The 18,338-nt window shown below is 60.3% G+C and carries 13 protein-coding genes and 1 tRNA gene; 9 read left to right on the top strand and 5 right to left on the bottom strand.

Going from position 1 to position 18,338, the window contains the following annotated elements:
• Positions 1 to 95: 95 nt before the first annotated feature.
• The gene (locus ACX80E_RS14755; RefSeq protein ID WP_459302779.1) at positions 96 to 1,547 is read right to left on the bottom strand and encodes a zinc-dependent metalloprotease; all 1,452 of its coding nucleotides are present in this window, start codon (positions 1,545 to 1,547) and stop codon (positions 96 to 98) included.
• A gap of 253 nt (positions 1,548 to 1,800) precedes the next feature.
• Here ACX80E_RS14755 and ACX80E_RS14750 point away from each other — a divergent pair, with 253 nt between their 5' ends.
• The 3 genes from ACX80E_RS14750 (at position 1,801) to ACX80E_RS14740 (ending at position 6,255) form a co-directional block, all read left to right on the top strand.
• Positions 1,801 to 2,895 carry a YlbL family protein gene (locus ACX80E_RS14750; protein ID WP_459302777.1) on the top strand — a complete coding sequence of 365 codons (1,095 nt, stop codon included), beginning with the start codon at positions 1,801 to 1,803 and terminating at the stop codon, positions 2,893 to 2,895.
• 112 nt (positions 2,896 to 3,007) lie between these two features.
• Complete coding sequence (locus ACX80E_RS14745) at positions 3,008 to 6,004, top strand: UPF0182 family membrane protein (RefSeq protein WP_459302776.1); 2,997 nt, start codon at positions 3,008 to 3,010, stop codon at positions 6,002 to 6,004.
• Between the two features lie 177 nt (positions 6,005 to 6,181).
• Positions 6,182 to 6,255 (top strand) — tRNA-Met (locus ACX80E_RS14740).
• A 147-nt stretch (positions 6,256 to 6,402) separates the two neighbouring features.
• On the opposite strand, the gene ACX80E_RS14735 is transcribed toward ACX80E_RS14740, so the two are convergent.
• Positions 6,403 to 8,211, bottom strand: a complete 1,809-nt coding sequence (locus ACX80E_RS14735) for an SLC13 family permease (protein ID WP_459302775.1) — start codon at positions 8,209 to 8,211, stop codon at positions 6,403 to 6,405.
• 197 nt (positions 8,212 to 8,408) lie between these two features.
• Here ACX80E_RS14735 and ACX80E_RS14730 point away from each other — a divergent pair, with 197 nt between their 5' ends.
• The 4 genes from ACX80E_RS14730 to cls all read left to right on the top strand — a co-directional run bounded on the left by ACX80E_RS14730 (position 8,409) and on the right by cls (position 13,477).
• The gene (locus ACX80E_RS14730) at positions 8,409 to 8,786 is read left to right on the top strand and encodes a hypothetical protein (protein ID WP_459302774.1); all 378 of its coding nucleotides are present in this window, start codon (positions 8,409 to 8,411) and stop codon (positions 8,784 to 8,786) included.
• 31 nt (positions 8,787 to 8,817) lie between these two features.
• Positions 8,818 to 10,371, top strand: coding sequence for an AbgT family transporter (locus ACX80E_RS14725; RefSeq protein ID WP_459302773.1), 1,554 nt, complete (start codon positions 8,818 to 8,820; stop codon positions 10,369 to 10,371).
• Between the two features lie 33 nt (positions 10,372 to 10,404).
• Positions 10,405 to 11,910 carry a leucyl aminopeptidase gene (locus tag ACX80E_RS14720; RefSeq protein ID WP_459302772.1) on the top strand — a complete coding sequence of 502 codons (1,506 nt, stop codon included), beginning with the start codon at positions 10,405 to 10,407 and terminating at the stop codon, positions 11,908 to 11,910.
• Between the two features lie 142 nt (positions 11,911 to 12,052).
• On the top strand, positions 12,053 to 13,477 hold the full coding sequence (gene cls / locus ACX80E_RS14715) for a cardiolipin synthase (protein ID WP_459302780.1): 1,425 nt from the start codon (positions 12,053 to 12,055) through the stop codon (positions 13,475 to 13,477).
• A 118-nt stretch (positions 13,478 to 13,595) separates the two neighbouring features.
• On the opposite strand, the gene ACX80E_RS14710 is transcribed toward cls, so the two are convergent.
• The 3 genes from ACX80E_RS14710 to ACX80E_RS14700 all read right to left on the bottom strand — a co-directional run bounded on the left by ACX80E_RS14710 (position 13,596) and on the right by ACX80E_RS14700 (position 15,815).
• On the bottom strand, positions 13,596 to 14,729 hold the full coding sequence (locus tag ACX80E_RS14710) for an AI-2E family transporter (RefSeq protein ID WP_459302770.1): 1,134 nt from the start codon (positions 14,727 to 14,729) through the stop codon (positions 13,596 to 13,598).
• 241 nt (positions 14,730 to 14,970) lie between these two features.
• Positions 14,971 to 15,639 carry a TetR/AcrR family transcriptional regulator gene (locus ACX80E_RS14705; RefSeq protein ID WP_459302769.1) on the bottom strand — a complete coding sequence of 223 codons (669 nt, stop codon included), beginning with the start codon at positions 15,637 to 15,639 and terminating at the stop codon, positions 14,971 to 14,973.
• Entirely contained in the window at positions 15,636 to 15,815 is a 180-nt protein-coding gene (locus ACX80E_RS14700) for a hypothetical protein (RefSeq protein WP_459302768.1), read from the bottom strand. Before ACX80E_RS14700 ends, ACX80E_RS14705 begins: the two co-directional genes overlap by 4 nt.
• Positions 15,816 to 15,894: 79 nt before the next feature.
• Here ACX80E_RS14700 and ACX80E_RS14695 point away from each other — a divergent pair, with 79 nt between their 5' ends.
• Positions 15,895 to 17,052 carry an acyl-CoA dehydrogenase family protein gene (locus ACX80E_RS14695; protein ID WP_459302766.1) on the top strand — a complete coding sequence of 386 codons (1,158 nt, stop codon included), beginning with the start codon at positions 15,895 to 15,897 and terminating at the stop codon, positions 17,050 to 17,052.
• A 66-nt stretch (positions 17,053 to 17,118) separates the two neighbouring features.
• Positions 17,119 to 18,336, top strand: coding sequence for an acetyl-CoA C-acetyltransferase (locus tag ACX80E_RS14690; protein WP_459302765.1), 1,218 nt, complete (start codon positions 17,119 to 17,121; stop codon positions 18,334 to 18,336).
• Positions 18,337 to 18,338: the final 2 nt, after the last annotated feature.

Genomic DNA, 18,338 nt, shown 5'->3' with positions numbered 1-18,338 from the left:
GTTGACGCGCTTGTTTTTTTTTTCTTCCCTCCCCCCCCCCCCCCCCCCCCCCCCCCCCCCCCCCCCCCCCCCCCCCCGCAGCCGAAAATCGGCGCTTACTTCTTGTCCGTATCGGGGTCCTGTGGGCTGCTCTCACCGGAATCGGGCTCGGCGTCGCCGGACGGAGCGACGTCTGGCTCGGCGTCGTCAAAGGGGGCGTCGGCGGAGGGTGCGTCATCAAAACCGCCGTCAAGGAGCTTGGCCAGCGCAGCATCCACGTCGGAATCGGAGGCGTCCTCGAGGCTGCGGCGGGCGCTGAAGCCTGCCGCATCGTCCAAGTCTGCTGCTGTCGGGAGCAAATCGGGGTGCGCCCAAATGGCGTCACGGCCGGAAATGCCGCGCTGCTCCTTCAAGGACGCCCACAAGTCAGCGGCCTCACGGAGTCGGCGCGGGCGCAGTTCCAAACCGACCAGCGAGCCGAAAGCGTGCTCGGCCGGTCCGCCCGTTGCGCGCCGGCGGCGAATGGTTTCGCGGATGGCTGCGGCTGCCGGCAGGTTCGCTGCGGCCTCAAAGCTGAGCTCGTCAACCCAGCCCTCAACGAGGGCCAGAGCTGTTTCCAGCTTGGTCAAGGCGGCATCCTGCTCGGGTGTACGTGCCGGCATGAAGACACCCTGGGACAGGGCAGCCTGCAGGGCCTCGGGATTGGATGGATCAAGGTTCTGGGCCAAGTCTTCGATCCGGGACATGTCGATGTGGATGCCGCGAGCATAGGATTCGATGGCTCCCAGCAGGTGGCCGCGCAGCCATGGCACTTGCACAAACAAGCGTGCATGGGCTGCCTCGCGCAGAGCCAGATACAGCAGGATCTCCTGCTCGGGCACTTCCAGCCCTTCACCAAATGCCACGATGTTCGATGGGACAAGGGCCATCTGGAGATCAGCCAGAGGGATGCCGATGTCAGTGGAGCCGAGCACTTCCTTGGCCAGGGCGCCAACAGCCTGCCCCAGCTGCAAACCAAACAAGGCGCCACCCATGTTCTGCATCATTGATGCAGCGCCACCCATGGCTGACTTCATTTCCTCGGGGAGTTGATCGTTCATGGCCTTGGAGATGGCAAAGGCGATGCTGTTGGCCACAGGCTCCGTCAACCGCTGCCAGGTGCCGAGGGTTTCCTCCACCCATTCTGCGCGCGACCACGCGCGGCCAATGATGGCGGTTGCGGCTAGATCGGTGACCGGGTCCAACCACATTTCGGCCAGGCGCAATGCTTCATCCACGGCCTGCTGCTGTGCGGGGGTTACTGAGGGGTCGTCGCCCGCTGCTGCCTTGCGGGCGGAGTCGCGGGCCAGTTCCCAGTTGACGGGGGTGTCGGAGGAGCCGCTCATCATCGCCTGAACCTGGGAAAACATTTGCGCCAGCGCGTTCGGATCGGAGGGCAGGCCAGCCGCTTTGGCCAGTTCGGCAGGGTCAAAGCCTTCTATGCCCTGGCCGCCTAAAAGGTTGGCGAGCATTTCCTGAAGGGGATCCTTCGGGGTGTCGTCGTCGTTGTTGGCTGGTGTGGAAGACATGATGGCCCGTTCGTTGGCGTGGACGCTGAATACTTCACGTTACCGCCGCGGCCTTGAGTTGTCGCCCCGGAGAAGGTGATTGTTCGCTACAGGCAAAGGGTTATTCGACGCGTGGCCACGCGCAGAAATACTCACTGTCTACTCTCAGCCCGGGCACACGTGCGGCACAATGAGACACAGTAAGCTTGGTGGTTGGCGCCCGCTTTTTCGTGGGTGTCGGCAAGGCCCAAATGAGCTTGGAAAGGTCACAGTTTTGAGCCAGGAGATACTAGAGACTGCGCCGTCGTCGAGCACCATTCGGGACAAGAGATTCTCCCTGATGCTTGTCTCCGGAGTCTTGTCGGTGGTGCTGGCGGTTGCCGCCATGACCATCCCCGTTCCTTATGTGATTGAGTCTCCGGGCCCCGCCATCAACACGATAGGCAAGTTCGATGGCAAGCCCATCATCACCATCTCCGGCCACGAAAACTTTCCAGCCACCTCCGGCAGCCTGGATCTCACAACGGTTCATTTGAGTGGCGGCTTGCCCGACAGCAGGATCAGCTTCCTCGATGCGCTGCAGTCTTGGCTCACGCCGTCGCACACCGTGTACCCGGCCGAGCTCATCTACGCCCCGGGTGTCAGCCAGGAAAGCGTCAACAGTGAGAACTCCGCAGCCATGACTGGGTCACAGGAAAATGCCACGGCCGCAGCCCTGACGGCCCTGAGCATCCCCTTCCAGACGAATCTGTCGGTGGCCTCCATCCCCGACGACGGCGCCGCCTCGGGTATCCTGAAGCCCGACGACGTCCTGCTCACCATCTCTGGACAAAAAATCACCGACCTTTCGGTGGTGCAAGAGGTGCTGGCCGACGGCAAAGGCGCCCCCACTGAGCTGCGTGTGCTGCGCGGCGGGGCCGAGAAGACTGTTTCCCTGACACCAAAAATTGGTGATGGCGGCAAATACTTGTTGGGCATCACCACACAAAACACTTTCAATTTTCCCTTCGACGTCAAGATTTCCTTGGAGAACATTGGCGGCCCCAGCGCGGGCATGATTTTCGCGCTCGGCATCATGGACAATTTGACCCCTGGCGAGCTCACCGGTGGCAAGAAATTTGCCGGCACCGGAACCATTGACCCCGTTGGCAAGGTTGGCGGCATTGGTGGGATCGCCCAAAAGATGGTGGGCGCTGAACAAAACGGGGCCGACTACTTCTTGGCACCGGGCGCCAACTGTGGTGACGTTGTGGGACATGTTCCCGATGGTCTGCAGGTTATTAAGGTCGATACGCTCGATGAAGCATATGAGGCTGTATCGCTGATTGGTTCGGGCAAAGACGGTTCGGCACTGCCCAGCTGCAAGTAACAATTGCGCATCTTAAGGAACTTTGATTAGTACCTGTTCGTAGCAACAAGAGACAGTACTAAGTAGAAGCACCGGCAACTTATAGATCCACCACTTGAGTAAGAGGTAGAGAGTGACATCCCGCCCAGCCCCGTCGCCGAGCAATTCCACCCGGCCCAAGCGTCGCAGTGCCCTGCTGCCAACCATTATTGTTGTGGCGGCCCTGGTGGTTGGCGTTGTGCTTTTCTCCGGCGTCTACACGGACCTGCTCTGGTTCAACCAGATCGGCTATTCCGAAGTTTATTGGACTGAGCGCATTGCCAAGCTGTTGATCTTCTTGGCTGCCTTCCTCATCATGGGACTGGCTGTGTTCTTCTCCATCCGGCTGGCGTACAAGGCCCGGCCCATCTACGCCCCGGACAGTGCCCGCGAGGACAACCTCAACCGCTATCAGGTGCAGTTGGAACCCATCCGCCGCGTGGTCATGATTGGTCTGCCGGTGGTTTTTGGTTTGTTTGCCGGCACGGCGGCCATGGCCCAATGGGACAAGGTCATGCTGTTCCTGTACCAGGTCCCTTTTGGCACCACAGATCCCCAATTTGGTTTGGACATCAGTTTTTATACCAACACTTTGCCGTTCCTTGGCTTTGTTGTGGGAATGCTCATTAGTGCCACAGTGATTGCCTTCATTGCGGGCCTGCTCACGCACTATCTTTACGGCGCCATCCGGCTGACCGAGCGTGGCATCTTCACCTCCCGCGCCGCACAGATCCACATGGCCGTCATGGCCAGCGTCTTCTTGATTCTTTTGGGCGTCAACTTCTGGTTGGGCCGCTATGCCACCTTGCAGGACAACGACGGATACCGGGCAGGTGCCATGTTCACCGACGTCAACGCTGTCATCCCCACCAAGGCCATCTTGGCTGCCGCCGCCATCATCGTGGCGATCCTGTTCATTGTTGCCGCGTTCATTGGCAAGTGGAAGCTGCCGTTGATTGGTGCGGGCATGCTTGCCGTGACAGCCATTGTTGCCGGCGGAATCTACCCCTTGGCCGTGCAGGAATGGCAGGTGAAGCCCTCGCAGGGAAACCTGGAAGCCACATACATTGACCGGAACATCGAGATGACCCGCGAGGCCTACGGGCTCTCCGACATCGCCGTCACCCCCTACAACGCCACCACGACGGTGGAGGCCGGTGCCCTGCGTAAGGACGCCGACACTGCAGCAAACATCCGCCTACTTGACCCGAACCTGCTCTCGGCAACGTTCCGGGAATTGGAGCAGTACCGTCCCTACTACGAGTTCCCCAAGACACTTAACGTGGACAGGTACACCGTTGACGGCAAGGTTCAAGATGCAGTCATTGCCGTCCGTGAATTGAACCCGCAGGGCCTTAATCCTGCACAGCAGAATTGGTATAACCAGCACCTGGTGTACACGCACGGTTACGGCATGGTTGCCGCGTACGGCAACACTGTCACCTCCGATGGAAAACCCAAGTTCATGCAGTCGGGGGTGCCCTCCAAAGGTGTGTTGGGCACTGATAGCAGCTATCAGCCGCGCATCTACTTCGGCCAGTCGACCACTGACTACTCCATTGTTGGCGCCCCGGAGGGGACGGGCCCCATTGAGCTGGACCGCCCACAAGGGAGTTCCACCGCCAGTGGAGCCGAGGATCCCGCCTCCGAGGCCCTGACAACCTTCACCGGCGATGCGGGTCCGAATGTGGGCAACTGGTTCAACCGCTTCATGTTCGCATTGAAGTTCCAGTCAACGGATTTGTTGCTGACCAACGGCGTCAATGAGGAGTCGCAGGTACTCTACGACAGGACACCGGAGGAGCGCGTAGCGAAGGTGGCCCCGTACTTGACGATCGATGGCAACCCTTATCCGGCCATTGTTGATGGCAAGGTCAAGTGGATTGTGGATGGCTACACCACAAGTTCTCAGTACCCGTATTCCCAGCAGCAGCAGTTGCAAGAGGCCACCACGGATTCCTTGACAGAGACCAACGGCATGGCGCCCTTGCCCAACGCCTCGGTCAACTACATTCGCAACTCGGTCAAGGCCACAGTGGATGCCTACGACGGTTCGGTGGAGCTGTTTGCCTGGGACGCCGAGGATCCGATCCTGAAGGCCTGGCAGAGAGTTTTCCCCACAAGCGTGAAGCCATTGACGGAGATGTCGGGCGACGTCATGTCCCACGTGCGTTACCCGGAAGATATCTTCAAGGTTCAGCGTGAGCTGCTGGGTCAGTACCACGTGACGGATCCGGACAAATTCTTCAAGAATACTGAGGCGTGGAGCATCCCGGATGACCCCACCACAAAGGCTGTTGACAAGCAACCGCCATACTACTTGTCGTTGAAGATGCCGGGCGCCGAGAAGACTGCCTTCTCGTTGACCACTGACTTTATTCCTCAGAAGGTGACTGGCACCGATTCGCGCAACGTGCTGTATGGCTTCATGGCCGCAAACGGTGATGCTGGCAAGGTCAAGGGTGTTAAGGGACCTGACTACGGCAAGTTGCAGTTGCTCGAACTGCCTGTCGACACGCAGGTTCCCGGCCCGGGTCAGGTGCAGAATACATTCCAGACGGACCCCACAGTTTCTGATCAGTTGAACATCCTGACCTTGGGTCAGTCGGAGGTCAAAAACGGCAACCTGCTGACGCTGCCCATGGGCGGGGGACTGTTGTACGTTCAGCCCGTGTATTTGCAGTCAACGGGTTCAACCTCATACCCCACGTTGCAGAAGGTCCTGGTGGCTTTCGGTGACAAGATTGGCTATGCGGACACTCTGGATGAGGCATTGGATAGGCTCTTTGGTGGTGACTCCGGCGCAGCCGCAGGCGATGCCGGCGTGGATAAGAGCAAAGGGAGCGGTGGTAGCTCCACGGGAGGTGATGAGCCCCCAACTGCCAGTGCCAACCCCGCCCTCGCAAAGGCCCTCACCGACGCCAGCGCAGCCCTGAAGCAGGGCCAGGCAGCTTTGGCCAAGGGCGACTTTGCAGCATATGGCGAAGCCCAGAAGCGTCTGGAGACGGCACTCACGGCAGCCCTGGCCGCTGAAGGTGCGCCCGCAAAACCGGCGCCATCTGCCACCGCAACGCCGAGCCCTAAACCCTAGCGACGACGTCGTAGTTGCGTGGTCGCAGGCCCCCTCACTTCACGGTGAGGGGGCCTGCTCCTTTTTGTTGGGTGGGGTGAAATTCGCGTAAACACAGGGTGAACAGGGTGGGAGACGAAGGTCACGTGCGTTCGGTTTGGCACCCGGGACCGGGGCAGCGTAAAGTAATAAACACATCGCGGGGTGGAGCAGTTCGGTAGCTCGCCGGGCTCATAACCCGGAGGTCACAGGTTCAAATCCTGTCCCCGCAACGATAGAAAAGAAAGTCCCCGATCTTCGGATCGGGGACTTTCTTGTTTCCCGGCCCTCATGACATCTGACCCGCGGAAAACGCCGAAAATCCTCGATTCCGAGGACTTTTTCGGCGTTTTCTGCGGGTCAGATGAGGAGGGGGGCGGCTAGAAGGGCCAGAAGACTGGGACCAGGAACACGGCCACGGCCACGTACAGGGCCATAATCACCAAACCAAACTTCCAGTAGTCGCCAAACTTGTACCCCGCCGGGCGCATGATCATCATATTGGCGGGGGTGGCGATGGGAGTCAGTAGGGCGGCCGAGGAGGCCACGCTCACGCACATCAACACGGTGAGAGGCGACAGGCCAGCCTCACCGGCCACTGACAGGGCGATGGGGATGATGATCAGGGCGGTGGCAGTGTTGCTAATGAGCTGTCCCAGTACGGCCGTGACAACAAAAATGCCCAGCAGCAGCACATACGGACTGCTGCCGCCGGTGAGGTAAACAATGCCGTTGGCCAACATTTCTGCGGTACCGGTTTTGGTGATGGCCGCCGACAGCGGAATCATGCCAGCCACCAAGATTAGTGTCTGCCACGACATGGACCTGTGGGCCTGGCTCACTGTGACCACGCGGCTAAGCACCATGGCCATGGCTGCCAGTAGCGCCGCCACTGCCGCCGGGACAATATTGGTGGTCATCATAATCACCATGGCTACTAGGATGACGAGTGCCGGAAGGGCGCCGGGTCCTAGGGGCACCGTTTGGCGCCGGATGGCGTCGGGGGAGTCCACCAGCAACACGTTTTGGTCCCGGGTGTGCTGATCCAGAGCATTCCAGCTTCCCTGGAGCAAAAGGGTGTCACCTGCTTTGACGTGGCTAGCTCCGGATTCCGGGTTCTTACCGGCTCGCTGGTGCGCCAAGACCACCAGGGAGCCGCTCTCGGTGACCATGCCCGGATAGACGCTGGTGCCGATCAGATTCGAGCGGGGCGCCACCAATACCTCGGCAACGCCGAATGATTTGCTCACCAAACCGCAGGCGACTTCGCGTCCACTGGTGGTTTCGACATTCAGTTCATACTCAGTAGCAAAGTCGGCAATTTCGCTGGCCGTTCCGCGCACCACAAGGTAGCTCCCGGCGCCCAAGATGTCAGAGGGCAGAGGTTTTCCGGTGGCGCTTTGCACGCTGAGCAGGTGCACACCGCCACGGGTAGCGGGCAGCACCCCGGCAACCTTGGCGCCAACGCGTGGACTGCCTGCCGGAACCAGGAGCCGGACGAGATCGTGCTCGGCGGGCCAGTAGTGGCCCAGTAGGACCTTGGGATGGCTGCTGAGGTCCTTCGGCGAGTCTTCGGGCACGCGTTTCGGCAGAAGTTTGGGCCCGAAATATATGGCCACCACAATGGTGCCAATGAGCAGTGGCAAACCGACAAGTGCGAATTCAAAGAAGCCAATGCCCCGGGCAGTGGAGTCCGTGGCAGCTTCGAGAATCAAAATGTTCACAGGAGAACCAGTCAAAACAAGCAAGGAGCCCGCATGGGCGGCGAAGGCCATGGGCATGAGCAATTGACCAGGTTCCCGGCCCAGCCGCACGGCCAACACAACAACCATGGGCAATAGTGCGGCCACTGCACCATTGACGCTGATGACTGCTGTTAGGAAGGCGGCAAAAAGCATGATCAGCGCTATTAGACGTGGCCTGCTGTCTCCGGCAAACTTGACCAATAAACCACCCATCCAGGTGGTGATTCCGGCAGCATCAATGGACTCCGCCACCACAAAGAGTGCGGCAATCAAGACAACTGTTTGGGAACCGAATCCTGAAAAGGCATCATCTATATCAATGATGCCGGTGGCAAAGAGAACTAATGCAACACCTATCGCCACTAACTCGACGGGGAACCTGTTCCATACGAAGATGACAATAGTGATGGCCAGAATTGTCAGCATGACGGCGATTTCGCTCATAAGCAAAGGCTAACTTCTTGATTGCCGCAGAACAATCCGAACGCGGCCCCAAACCGTTGAGAAATTGTGACAACCCAAAGAGCGCCGACGGGATATCAGCTGCTAATGTGGCAGGGAAACACGGCAATGTGAGCATTTGAATCACTCTCAGGGCACTAACGTGGTCCCTGTCCATTCAACAGATTCTGGGGTAAAAAATGAACTTCCTTGAAACTCTCTGGTCCATCATTATCTTCTTTTTGTTTTTGTCTTACCTAGTTTTGCTTTTCCAGATTGTTGCCGACCTCTTCCGCGACTCGGCCCTGAAAGGCTGGGCGAAAGCTATTTGGATCTTCTTCCTCGTCGTGACACCGTTCATTACGGCACTAATTTACATCATTGTTCGCGGCGGCGGCATGACCGAGCGCAGCATCGCCTCGCTCAATCAGGCGCAGCAGGAAACTGAGGAGTATGTTCGCCGCGTGGCGCACACCCAAAGCCCTGCCGAGCAGATCGCTGCCGCTAAGGCATTGCTGGACGCCGGCGCCGTCACCGCGGAAGAGTATGCACAGCTCAAAGCCAAGGCACTGGTCTAAGCGCTAAAGGAACAGTCGGGACGGACGCTTCATGGCCGAGAAAGTGGCGGAACTTAAACCGCAAAAGAAGTCAGTGCTTGAGAAGTTCCTGACGGGTGTCGAGGTGGTGGGGGACAAAGTTCCCCACCCCGCCGTCATCTTCTTGATTCTTATTGGCGCGGTCATGGTGCTGTCGGTCGTCTTCTCCTGGGCCGGGGCCAGCGCAACGTTCCAAAGCGCCAACATAGTCACAGGAGAGATCGACGACGTCACCACCAAGGTGCGCAGCCTTCTGGACGCCGACGGAATCCGTTTCCTGTTCACCTCCATGGTCACTAACTTCACCAACTTTGGGGTTGTTGGCGTGATCTTGGTGGCCATGCTGGGTGTGGGCCTGGCTGAGGAGGCAGGGTTGATCTCTGCCCTGATTCGCAAGCTGGTGCTGGTGACCCACCCAAGCATGATCACCTTCGTGATAGTGCTCCTGGGCGTGATCTCCAGCATTGCGACCGACGCCGGCTACATGGTGTTGATCCCGCTCGGTGCAGCGATCTACCACTCCTTGGGCCGACACCCGCTAGCTGGCCTTGCTGCAGCGTTCTCCGGTGTTGCAGCAGGCTTCGGCGTTAACGTTTTGATCACTCCACTGGACGGCATGCTCACGGAGGTCACCAACGAGGCCATTCACATGATGGATCCGGCCAGGAACCTGGACGTGACGGCGAATCTGTACTTCAGCATCGCCTCCACCATTTTGGTGACCATCGTGTGCACCGTGCTAACCGATAAGTTTGTGGAACCCCGGTTGGGCGTCTACGAAGGTCCGTCAGCCGGGCACGAGGACGGCGCGCTGGAACCTGCGGAGAAGAAGGGCCTGAAATGGGCCATGTTCGCCGGTCTTGGCATCGCCGCCGTCGTCCTTCTGCTCTCGCTGCCGTCCTGGGGGCCGCTGCGCAACCCGGAGACGGGCTCGTTGATTGTTGCCGCACCGCTGTTGGACAGCATCATCTTCCTGGTCATGATCATCTTCCTGGGCTGCGGCATCGCCTACGGCCTGGGCGCCGGAACCATCAAGAACAGCATGGACATCATCAACCCGATCGTAAAGACGTTTGCCAACCTGGCTGGGTTGATTTTCCTGCTGCTGGTCATTGCCCAGTTCATCGCCTACTTTGCCTACACCAACCTGGCAACTGTGGGCGCCGTCGGCATGGCCGACTGGCTGGAAACCTCCGGCTTTGGGCCGGTCCCGCTGCTGATCGGCTTTGTCATCGTGGCACTCATCATCGACATCCTGATGCCTGGCGGGCTACCCGCCTGGGCCATCCTGGCGCCGATCTTCATACCCCTGTTCATGCGCCTGGGCATTGAGCCCGAGGCCGTGCTGGCCGCCTACCGGGTGGGCGATTCACCCATGAACATTGTCACCCCGCTCATGCCCTACTTCGCCATGATCGTGGTCTTCGCCCAAAAGTACCGGCCCAAGTCCGGTGTTGGCACCGTTGTGGCCATGATGCTGCCCTACACCGTGGTCCTGATCGTGATGTGGACGGCGTTCCTGGTGCTCTGGTTTGTCACAGGCATCCCGTGGGGTCCCGCAAGCTAGCAAGCGTTTCATAACGAGAGAAAAGGTTTCCCCATGGCGCATACGCCCCTTAAATTGATTCCCGAATCGTACGATCCGGCCCCCTCGCTGCAGCGTGATCCAACGGTTTCCGCGCCGTCAGCGCCCAGCGGTGCGGCGTCCGCCGTCGGATACTTTGTTTCCATCGATGGTGAGGTGCCCGCCGAACTGGGCTTGAGTAGGGACGCTTTGACGGCTGCCGGATTCAGCGGTGCAGCCGGTCAGACCTTGGTTCTTCCCCGTGAGGATGCGACGGCGGTCATTGCGGTGGGTGCCGGGGACGGTGCCTCCCGCACGGCTGACGAGCTGCGCGACGATTCAGCCGCATTTGCCCGCGCCGCGGCTCGCCATGCCAAGCTGGCGCTGGTCCTGCCGGCGGGCCTCGGGCTCGACGACGCCGTGGCCGCCCAGGCTGCGGTGGAGGGCGCCCTGCTGGCCCGCTACCGCTTCACGGCACTGTTGACGGCGCCCAAGGACATCGCCGTGGAGAGCCTTGAAGTCGTTGTCGCCGGTGAGGGAGCCGCCGCCGGCGCAGCCCGTGGCAAAGTGCTGGTCCGTTCGGCCGCACTGGCCCGGGACCTGGCCAACAATCCGCCCGGGCACCTGACAGCCACCGAGTACGCTAACTTTGCCTCCGAGCAGGGCCCGTCCTTTGGGTTGACAGTTGAAAGCTATGGCAAGTCTGAACTCATTGAGCTCGGGTGCGGCGGCTTGCTCGGCGTGAATGCTGGCAGTTACGAGGAACCGCGCATGATCGTGCTGCGCTACAAGCCTGCAGGTGTCCCCACAGCCCACCTGGCCCTGGTGGGCAAGGGCATCATGTACGACTCCGGTGGAATCAGTTTGAAGCCCTCTGACCCGATGCACTTGGCCATGAAAATGGACATGGCCGGGTCGGCAGCGGTCCTGGCCGCCATGACCGGGCTGCGCGATCTGGGCGCCACAGCCGAAGTCAGCGCCTGGTTGATGTGCACAGACAACATGCCCTCGGGCACGGCCACGAAGCTCGGCGATGTGCTCACGGCCCGCAACGGCAAAACCGTCGAAGTCAAGAACACCGACGCCGAGGGCCGGCTGGTCATGATGGACGCGCTAAGCCTGGCCATGGAGGAAAGCCCCGACGCCATTGTTGACGTCGCCACGCTGACAGGCGCCGCCATGGCTGCCCTGGGCACCTTGGTGGGGGTCGTCATCGGCAACAGCCAAGAGTTGGTTGATCAAGTGACGGCAGCAGCCCATGAAACCGGGGAATCTGCCTGGCAGCTGCCGCTGGAAACGCGCTACCTGCCTCAGCTGAACTCGGAAATTGCTGACATTTCCAACATGGGTGGCCCCACAGCCGGAGCCATCACGGCAGCACTGTTCCTCTCCGAGTTCGTCAAGGGTACGCCCTGGGCGCATCTGGACATTGCGGGGACCATGAAGAGCGATACCGACGATTCGTGGCGCCCCCGCGGTGCCACAGGCTACGGTACGCGCCTGCTGAGCGACATGATTGTGAACTTCAGCAAAGTTTCGTGACCGGCTTGGCTTAAACTGACAAGATCATAGTGACGCAACGGCGGACTCGAATGAGTCCGCTGTTGCGCATTTTTCCTGAGGGAGAGAACGTTTCGTGAGCATCCTGAATTGGTTGGGCGAGGCCAGTCATCTTGCCTGGGTCATGCTGGGCCTGCACGTGGTCCTTGGTGCCGTGGCAGTTGCCTACATATCCGCTCGACGGCGGCCGGCGACGGCGATCGCGTGGATGCTGACAATCATCTTCATCCCCGGCATTGGCATCATCGCCTTCATGCTGGTGGGCTTCAACCGTCTGCCCAAGGTGCGACGCGACAAGCAAAAGCACGTCAACGAGTTGATCCTCGAACGCACCGAGGGGCTCGATCAGCTCAGCCACTTCGAAGACTGGCCTCAGGGCCTGGCGACCCTCGTCACCCTCAACAACAACTTGGGTGCGCTGCCCATGGTGGGAGGCAACGGCGTCGAACTTCTCCCCGATTACCACGGCTCAATCGCCGCCATGGCTCAGGAAATTGACGCCGCGCAAAGCTATGTGCATGTCGAGTTTTACATCCTGGTGCACGACGCGGCCACGAAACCGTTCTTTGACGCGCTGGAACGGGCTTGCCGGCGCGGTGTGAGCGTGCGGGTGCTCAGCGACCACTTGGCGTCCGTCATGAACCCGGGGCGGAAGGAAACCCTGGCCGTGCTGGCCGCCATGGGCGCCGAATATCACGCCATGCTCCCGCTGCGGCCGTGGCGGGGGCAATGGCAGCGAATCGACCTGCGCAACCACCGGAAACTGCTGGTGGTGGACGGGCGAGTGGGCTTCACCGGGTCCCAAAATCTGGTCCACGAGAGTTACAACAAGAAGAAGAATATTGCGCGCGGGCTGCGCTGGCACGAGCTGATGATGCGCGTCCACGGGCCCGTGGTGCGTGAGCTCGACGCCGTTTTCGTCACCGACTGGTTCAGCGAGACGGATGTGTTGTTGGAGTTGGATACCTCCTCCATCGTCTTGGACCCGGCACCGGAGCTGGTGGATGCGCAGGTGGTCCCCAGTGGGCCAAGCTTTGAGAACGACAACAACCTGAAACTCTTTGTCTCCATGATCCACCAAGCCACCGAACGGGTCAGTATCACCAGCCCGTACTTTGTGCCGGAGGACTCGGTGCTGCTGGCCATCATCACGGCGGCCGGGCGCGGCTTGGACGTGGAGCTCTTTGTGTCGGAGATTGGCGATCAGGCCATGGTCTACCACGCGCAGCGTTCGTATTATGAGGCGCTGTTGCGGGCCGGGGTGAAAATTTACCTGTACAAGGCCCCTGAGGTGCTCCATTCAAAGCACTTCAGCATTGACTCGGATGTTGCCGTGATCGGCTCCTCCAATATGGACATCCGCTCGTTTTCGTTGAACATGGAGATCTCCGTGCTGATCCACAGCGCCTCGTTTGTGGCGCAGATGCGCGCCGTGGAGGACGCCTACCGGGCCAACAGCCGGCAGCTGGAATTGGCCGATTGGGTCAAGCGCCCGTCGTGGGAGAAGTTCTGGGACAGCGCGGCCAGGCTGACCTCAAACCTGCAATAGTCCCCGGACGCGCCCTCCCTTCAGACGCTATCGCAGCAATGGTCAGTTTTTGGCGAACGCTATCGCAGTGGGTGCGATAGCGTTCGCCAAAATGGCACCATTGCTGCGATAGCGTTTCTCAGGATTTGGCGGGCTTTGCGACCTTGGCGGCCTTGGCTGCAACCCGTTGGGCCGCCAGCATGGACTTTGACTCGGCCACGTCGCCGATGAAGGGCCGTAGCCACGCGGATTGCGGGTGCGCGTCAACCAGGACTGCCCGGGCGAACAGTGACAGCGGCACGGCCATCAACGCCCCCAGCGGTCCCAGCAGTGCTGACCAGAAGATGACTGACAGGAACGTCAACGTCATGTTCAGGTTCACTTGGCCGGAGACGAACTTGGGCTGGATGATGGACTGGATGAGCGAGTTGATCACCCCGTAGAAGGCCACCACGGCTATGAAGGATGGCAGCCCGCCGGCCAGCAGGGCCATGATGGCGGCCGGGACCAGGCTGATCCAAAAACCGATAAATGGGATGAAGCCGCAAACAAAGGCCAAAAGCGCCCACAGGCCGGCCCCCGGCACACCCAGGGCAAGCAACAGGATGAGGTTCAGTACAGCCACAATGGCGCCGAAGATGGTTGTCATCACCATGAAGGATCGGGAGAGCTTGGCGAAGTTACCCAGGGCCTCCACGACGGCGGGGCGCTTTTCCTTCACGACGGCGAGGATGGTGGGGAAGTAGGTGGCGTCGATGCTCATGAACATGATCAGAAGCAGCAAGAATACGGTTCCGGAGCCAATATTCAGAGTACTGCCCAGTAGGGAGTAGGCCGTGTCCACGAGAACCCGCAGATCAATTGAATCCACGATGGCGCGGACCTGATCATCGCCAATGCCCAAGGAATCATGCAGAAAGGTCCGCAGCTCCGCACTTATATCGGCGATTTGCGGTGTGAATTGGGGCAGCAGTTGGGTCAGCTGCACGGCTGAAACCCAGATTGAGGCAATGAGTGCCCCAATCATGGCGTAGACAGCCAAAATGGTGGATACGGTGGCCAATGCGGCGGGGACGCCGTGAATGATCAGGCGTTGTTTGAGTGGATAAACGCAGATGGTCAGAACAAGTGCCAGAAATACGGGGCCCACAATGGAGGAGATGCGGCTTAGACCGAAAAGGACAATGACGGCCGCGGCCAAACTGAGGAGGACCTTGGTTCCCGAGGAGTCGCTTCCAGAAACGGGGGGTATGATCCCGCGTGATTCACTCATTCTTTGTCCGTTTCCCTGCAGCCATTTCAATGCCCCGCTGGCATTGAAATGATCTTATCCGGCGGCCGCAGGAACAACCGCTTTGGCCGGTTTCTGGAGCAGTAAATTGTTACAGTTCCGCGCCCATGCAGCGCCCCCATTTCAACTGGCCGGCTTTAATAACTGACCCGCAGAAAACGCCGAGAATGTACGCTTTTCGCGCGATTTTCGGCGTTTTCTGCGGGTCAGTTCAGAGGGCGGGTCAGATGGCCGGGACCGCCTTCTCGACAATCACCGCCAGGGTGCTGGTCAGCAGCGCATGAACCTGGCCACGGGAAAGGGTCTTGCGCAGCAACCATTCACGCCCACCGCTGCGAGCCAGCTGGGCGTAGACCCTGAACATGGCCCTGATCTGTTCACGGTGCCGGGTGTGCCCGGCCAACCCGCAGGCCTCTATCAAAAGCTCAATCGAGTCATTCTCGGCCGCTATCAGGATCCGCTCCAGGTCAGGATCGCGGCCCATCCCGCCAGAGCCCAGCGTCAACCAGATGGCGCCGGACTTCTCCAAAGAATCGAGGAACCAGACCACTGCCAGATCAATGCGTTCCTCCAGGGAACCCTCGGGCAGGTTAGCCACGGCGACCTCTGACACTGTTGAACTTATCTTGATCACTTCCAAATACAGCCCACGCTTATTCCCAAAATAGTGGTTGATCAGACCACGGGCCACACCCGCCGCCGCAGCGATGTCCGTTGCCGAGACGTCCTCGTAGGGGTGTTCGTTGAAGAGTTTCCGTGCGCACACAAAGATTTGTTGGCGGCGCTCGTCAGGGTCCAGACGTTGCCGCCGCGGTTCGGCACGTACGACGCCGGACGCCTCCTTGGCAGTTGCGGCGTCAGTGGGTAACGGTGCTGGGTTGGGCAGATTCACGGTGTTGGCCCGGTGCGCTCCGCCGCCGCAGCACCAGAGATCCCGGGGCAGGGGGAGCCCCATTCGCCGCGCCGATTGAGTCTGTGCGCGATGACCGCCGTGGAAACCGCCGAGGTGTTGGCTCGGTGATCGGCCACTGGGTACGGGATGGCCGAATATGCGCCGGATCTATTCACTGGCTGCTCCTTCACGGCGGAAAGCAAAGACTTGCGCCACCTATTGACACGTTGTCAATAGTCCTGAACTATTGGCGGTATGTCAACAACTGATTTTTCGTCAGCGTGGATCGATGACGATCTTCGCGACGTGGCGTCCTTGCTCCAGGATTTCTTCAACAAGGAGGTCGCCCCACTCGAGGCGAAATTCCGCGCCCAGGGTTTCCCGGACAAGGCCCTGTATCAGCGGGCCGGCGAGCTGGGGCTTTGCGGGATGTCCATCCCCGAGGAATACGGCGGAGGCGGCGGGACCTTCGCCAACATGGCCTTGCTGCTGCAGGAACAGACAGCCGCAGGCGCCGGCAGCCTTGGCTTCGCCGTCAGTGAAGGAATTGTGGCCCACTACCTGCTCGCCTACGCCACGCAAGCGCAAAAGCTGGCATGGCTGCCCAAACTCTGCAGCGGCGATTGGGTTGGTGCCATCGCCATGACAGAACCGGGCACGGGTTCGGATCTGCAGGCCATCACCACCCGGGCAGTGCGTGACGGTGAGGACTACCTGGTCAGCGGGTCCAAGATCTTCATCTCCAACGGCCAGCTTTGCGACATTGTTGTCATTGCCGTCAAAACCGACACAGCCCAAGGTGCCAAGGGAATCTCACTGCTGGTGGCAGAGGTCAATGACACCACCCCCGGCTTCAGCAGGGGGCGCAACCTGGACAAGATTGGATTCAAGGGCCAAGACACCTCGGAGCTGTTTTTTGACTCAATGCGGGTACCGGCAGCCAACGTCTTGGGTACCGAGGAAGGCAAGGGCTTTTACCAGCTCATGGCCCAGTTGCCGCAGGAACGGCTCATCACAGCCATCCTGGCCCAGGCCATGAGCGAGGCAGCTGTGGCGGCGGCACTGGAATACACCAAAACCCGCGAAGCCTTCGGCAAGCCCCTTTTTGAACTGCAGAACACCCGCTTTGAACTGGCCGAATGCGCCACCATTGCCCGCATCAACAGGGTGTTTCTCGATGACTGCATAGCCAAACACGTCAACGGCAGCCTTGATGCGGCCACGGCATCCATGGCCAAGTACTGGGTCACCGACAGGACTGCCGAGGTGGTGGACAGGTGCCAGCAGCTGTTCGGCGGATACGGCTACTGCCTGGAATACCCCATTGCCGGCATGTATGCGGACAACAGAGTGTTGCGCGTGCTGGCCGGCGCCAACGAGGTCATGAAGGAACTCATAGCCCGCTCGCTGTAAACAACCACAGTTCTGCCGACCGTCCTTGCCCACCGGGGCAAAGGCGTCAATGGAAGGAAAACCCGCGTGAGCGAACTACCCGAAGCATTCATCTACGACGCCATCCGCACACCGCGCGGCCGCGGCAAAAAGGGCGCCCTGCACGGCACCAAGCCCATCGACCTGGTGGTGGGCCTGATCGATGCCCTGCGGGTTCGGCATCCGGGGCTAGATGAAAAGCTCATAGACGACCTGATCCTGGGTGTTGTTTCCCCGGTGGGCGACCAAGGCGCTGTCATTGCCCGCACGTCGGTCATCGCCGCCGGATTGCCGGACACCGTGGGTGGCGTGCAGATCAACAGGTTCTGCGCCTCAGGCCTTGAGGCCGTCAACATGGCGGCTCAGAAGGTGCGCTCCGGCTGGGACCAGCTCATCATCGCCGGCGGCGTGGAATCCATGTCCCGTGTACCCATCGGATCCGACGGCGGCGCCTGGGCGATGGACCCGGCCACCAACTACGACAGCTACTTTGTGCCGCAGGGCATTGGCGCCGACCTCATCGCCACCATGGAAGGCTTCAGCCGGGTGGACGTCGACGCCTACGCCGTGCGCTCGCAGCAACTCGCCGCCCGGGCCTGGGCGCAGGGCCGATTCGCCCACTCGGTGATCCCGGTCAGGGACCAGAACGGCCTTGTGATTCTTGACCACGACGAGCACATGCGCCCGGACTCCACACCAGAGTCCCAGGCCGGCTTGCGCCCCGCCTTTGCCGCCATGGGCGAGGCCGGCGGCTTTGACGCCGTCGCACTTCAAAAATTCCATGCCGTGGAAACCATTGACCACGTACACACGGCGGCGAATTCTTCCGGGATAGTCGACGGCGCCGCACTGGTCTTGGTGGGCAGCGCTGACGTTGGGGAGCAGCTGGGATTGACGCCGCGGGCACGGATTGTTGCCACGGCCACCTCGGGCGCGGATCCCACCATCATGCTCACCGGCCCCACCCCGGCAACCCGCAAGCTGCTGGCGACTGCCGGCCTCGGCGTGGAAGACATTGACTTGTTTGAGATTAATGAGGCCTTCGCCTCCGTGGTGTTGAAATACCAAAAGGACCTAGGCATTGCCGATGAGAAGCTCAACGTCAACGGCGGAGCCATCGCCATGGGCCACCCGCTGGGCGCCACGGGCGCCATGATTCTGGGCACCGTGCTGGATGAACTGGAACGCACCGGCAAGCACAGGGCTGTCATCACCTTGTGCATTGGCGGCGGCATGGGTGTGGCAACGTTGATCGAGAGGGTCTAAGC

The organism is Arthrobacter sp. TMN-49 (assembly GCF_054511095.1).
Note: the sequence above shows the minus strand (reverse complement) of the source record. Positions and strands in the feature narration are given on the sequence as shown.

Bases quoted from the DNA above. Each gene is read 5' to 3' on its own strand.
- ACX80E_RS14710 (WP_459302770.1), bottom strand. From the start codon at position 14,729: ATGAGTGAATCACGCGGGATCATACCCCCCGTTTCTGGAAGCGACTCC.
- ACX80E_RS14755 (WP_459302779.1), bottom strand. From the start codon at position 1,547: ATGTCTTCCACACCAGCCAACAACGACGACGACACCCCGAAGGATCCC.
- ACX80E_RS14725 (WP_459302773.1), top strand. From the start codon at position 8,818: ATGGCCGAGAAAGTGGCGGAACTTAAACCGCAAAAGAAGTCAGTGCTT.
- cls (WP_459302780.1), top strand. From the start codon at position 12,053: ATGCTGGGCCTGCACGTGGTCCTTGGTGCCGTGGCAGTTGCCTACATA.
- ACX80E_RS14730 (WP_459302774.1), top strand. From the start codon at position 8,409: ATGAACTTCCTTGAAACTCTCTGGTCCATCATTATCTTCTTTTTGTTT.
- ACX80E_RS14720 (WP_459302772.1), top strand. From the start codon at position 10,405: ATGGCGCATACGCCCCTTAAATTGATTCCCGAATCGTACGATCCGGCC.
- ACX80E_RS14695 (WP_459302766.1), top strand. From the start codon at position 15,895: ATGTCAACAACTGATTTTTCGTCAGCGTGGATCGATGACGATCTTCGC.
- ACX80E_RS14735 (WP_459302775.1), bottom strand. From the start codon at position 8,211: ATGAGCGAAATCGCCGTCATGCTGACAATTCTGGCCATCACTATTGTC.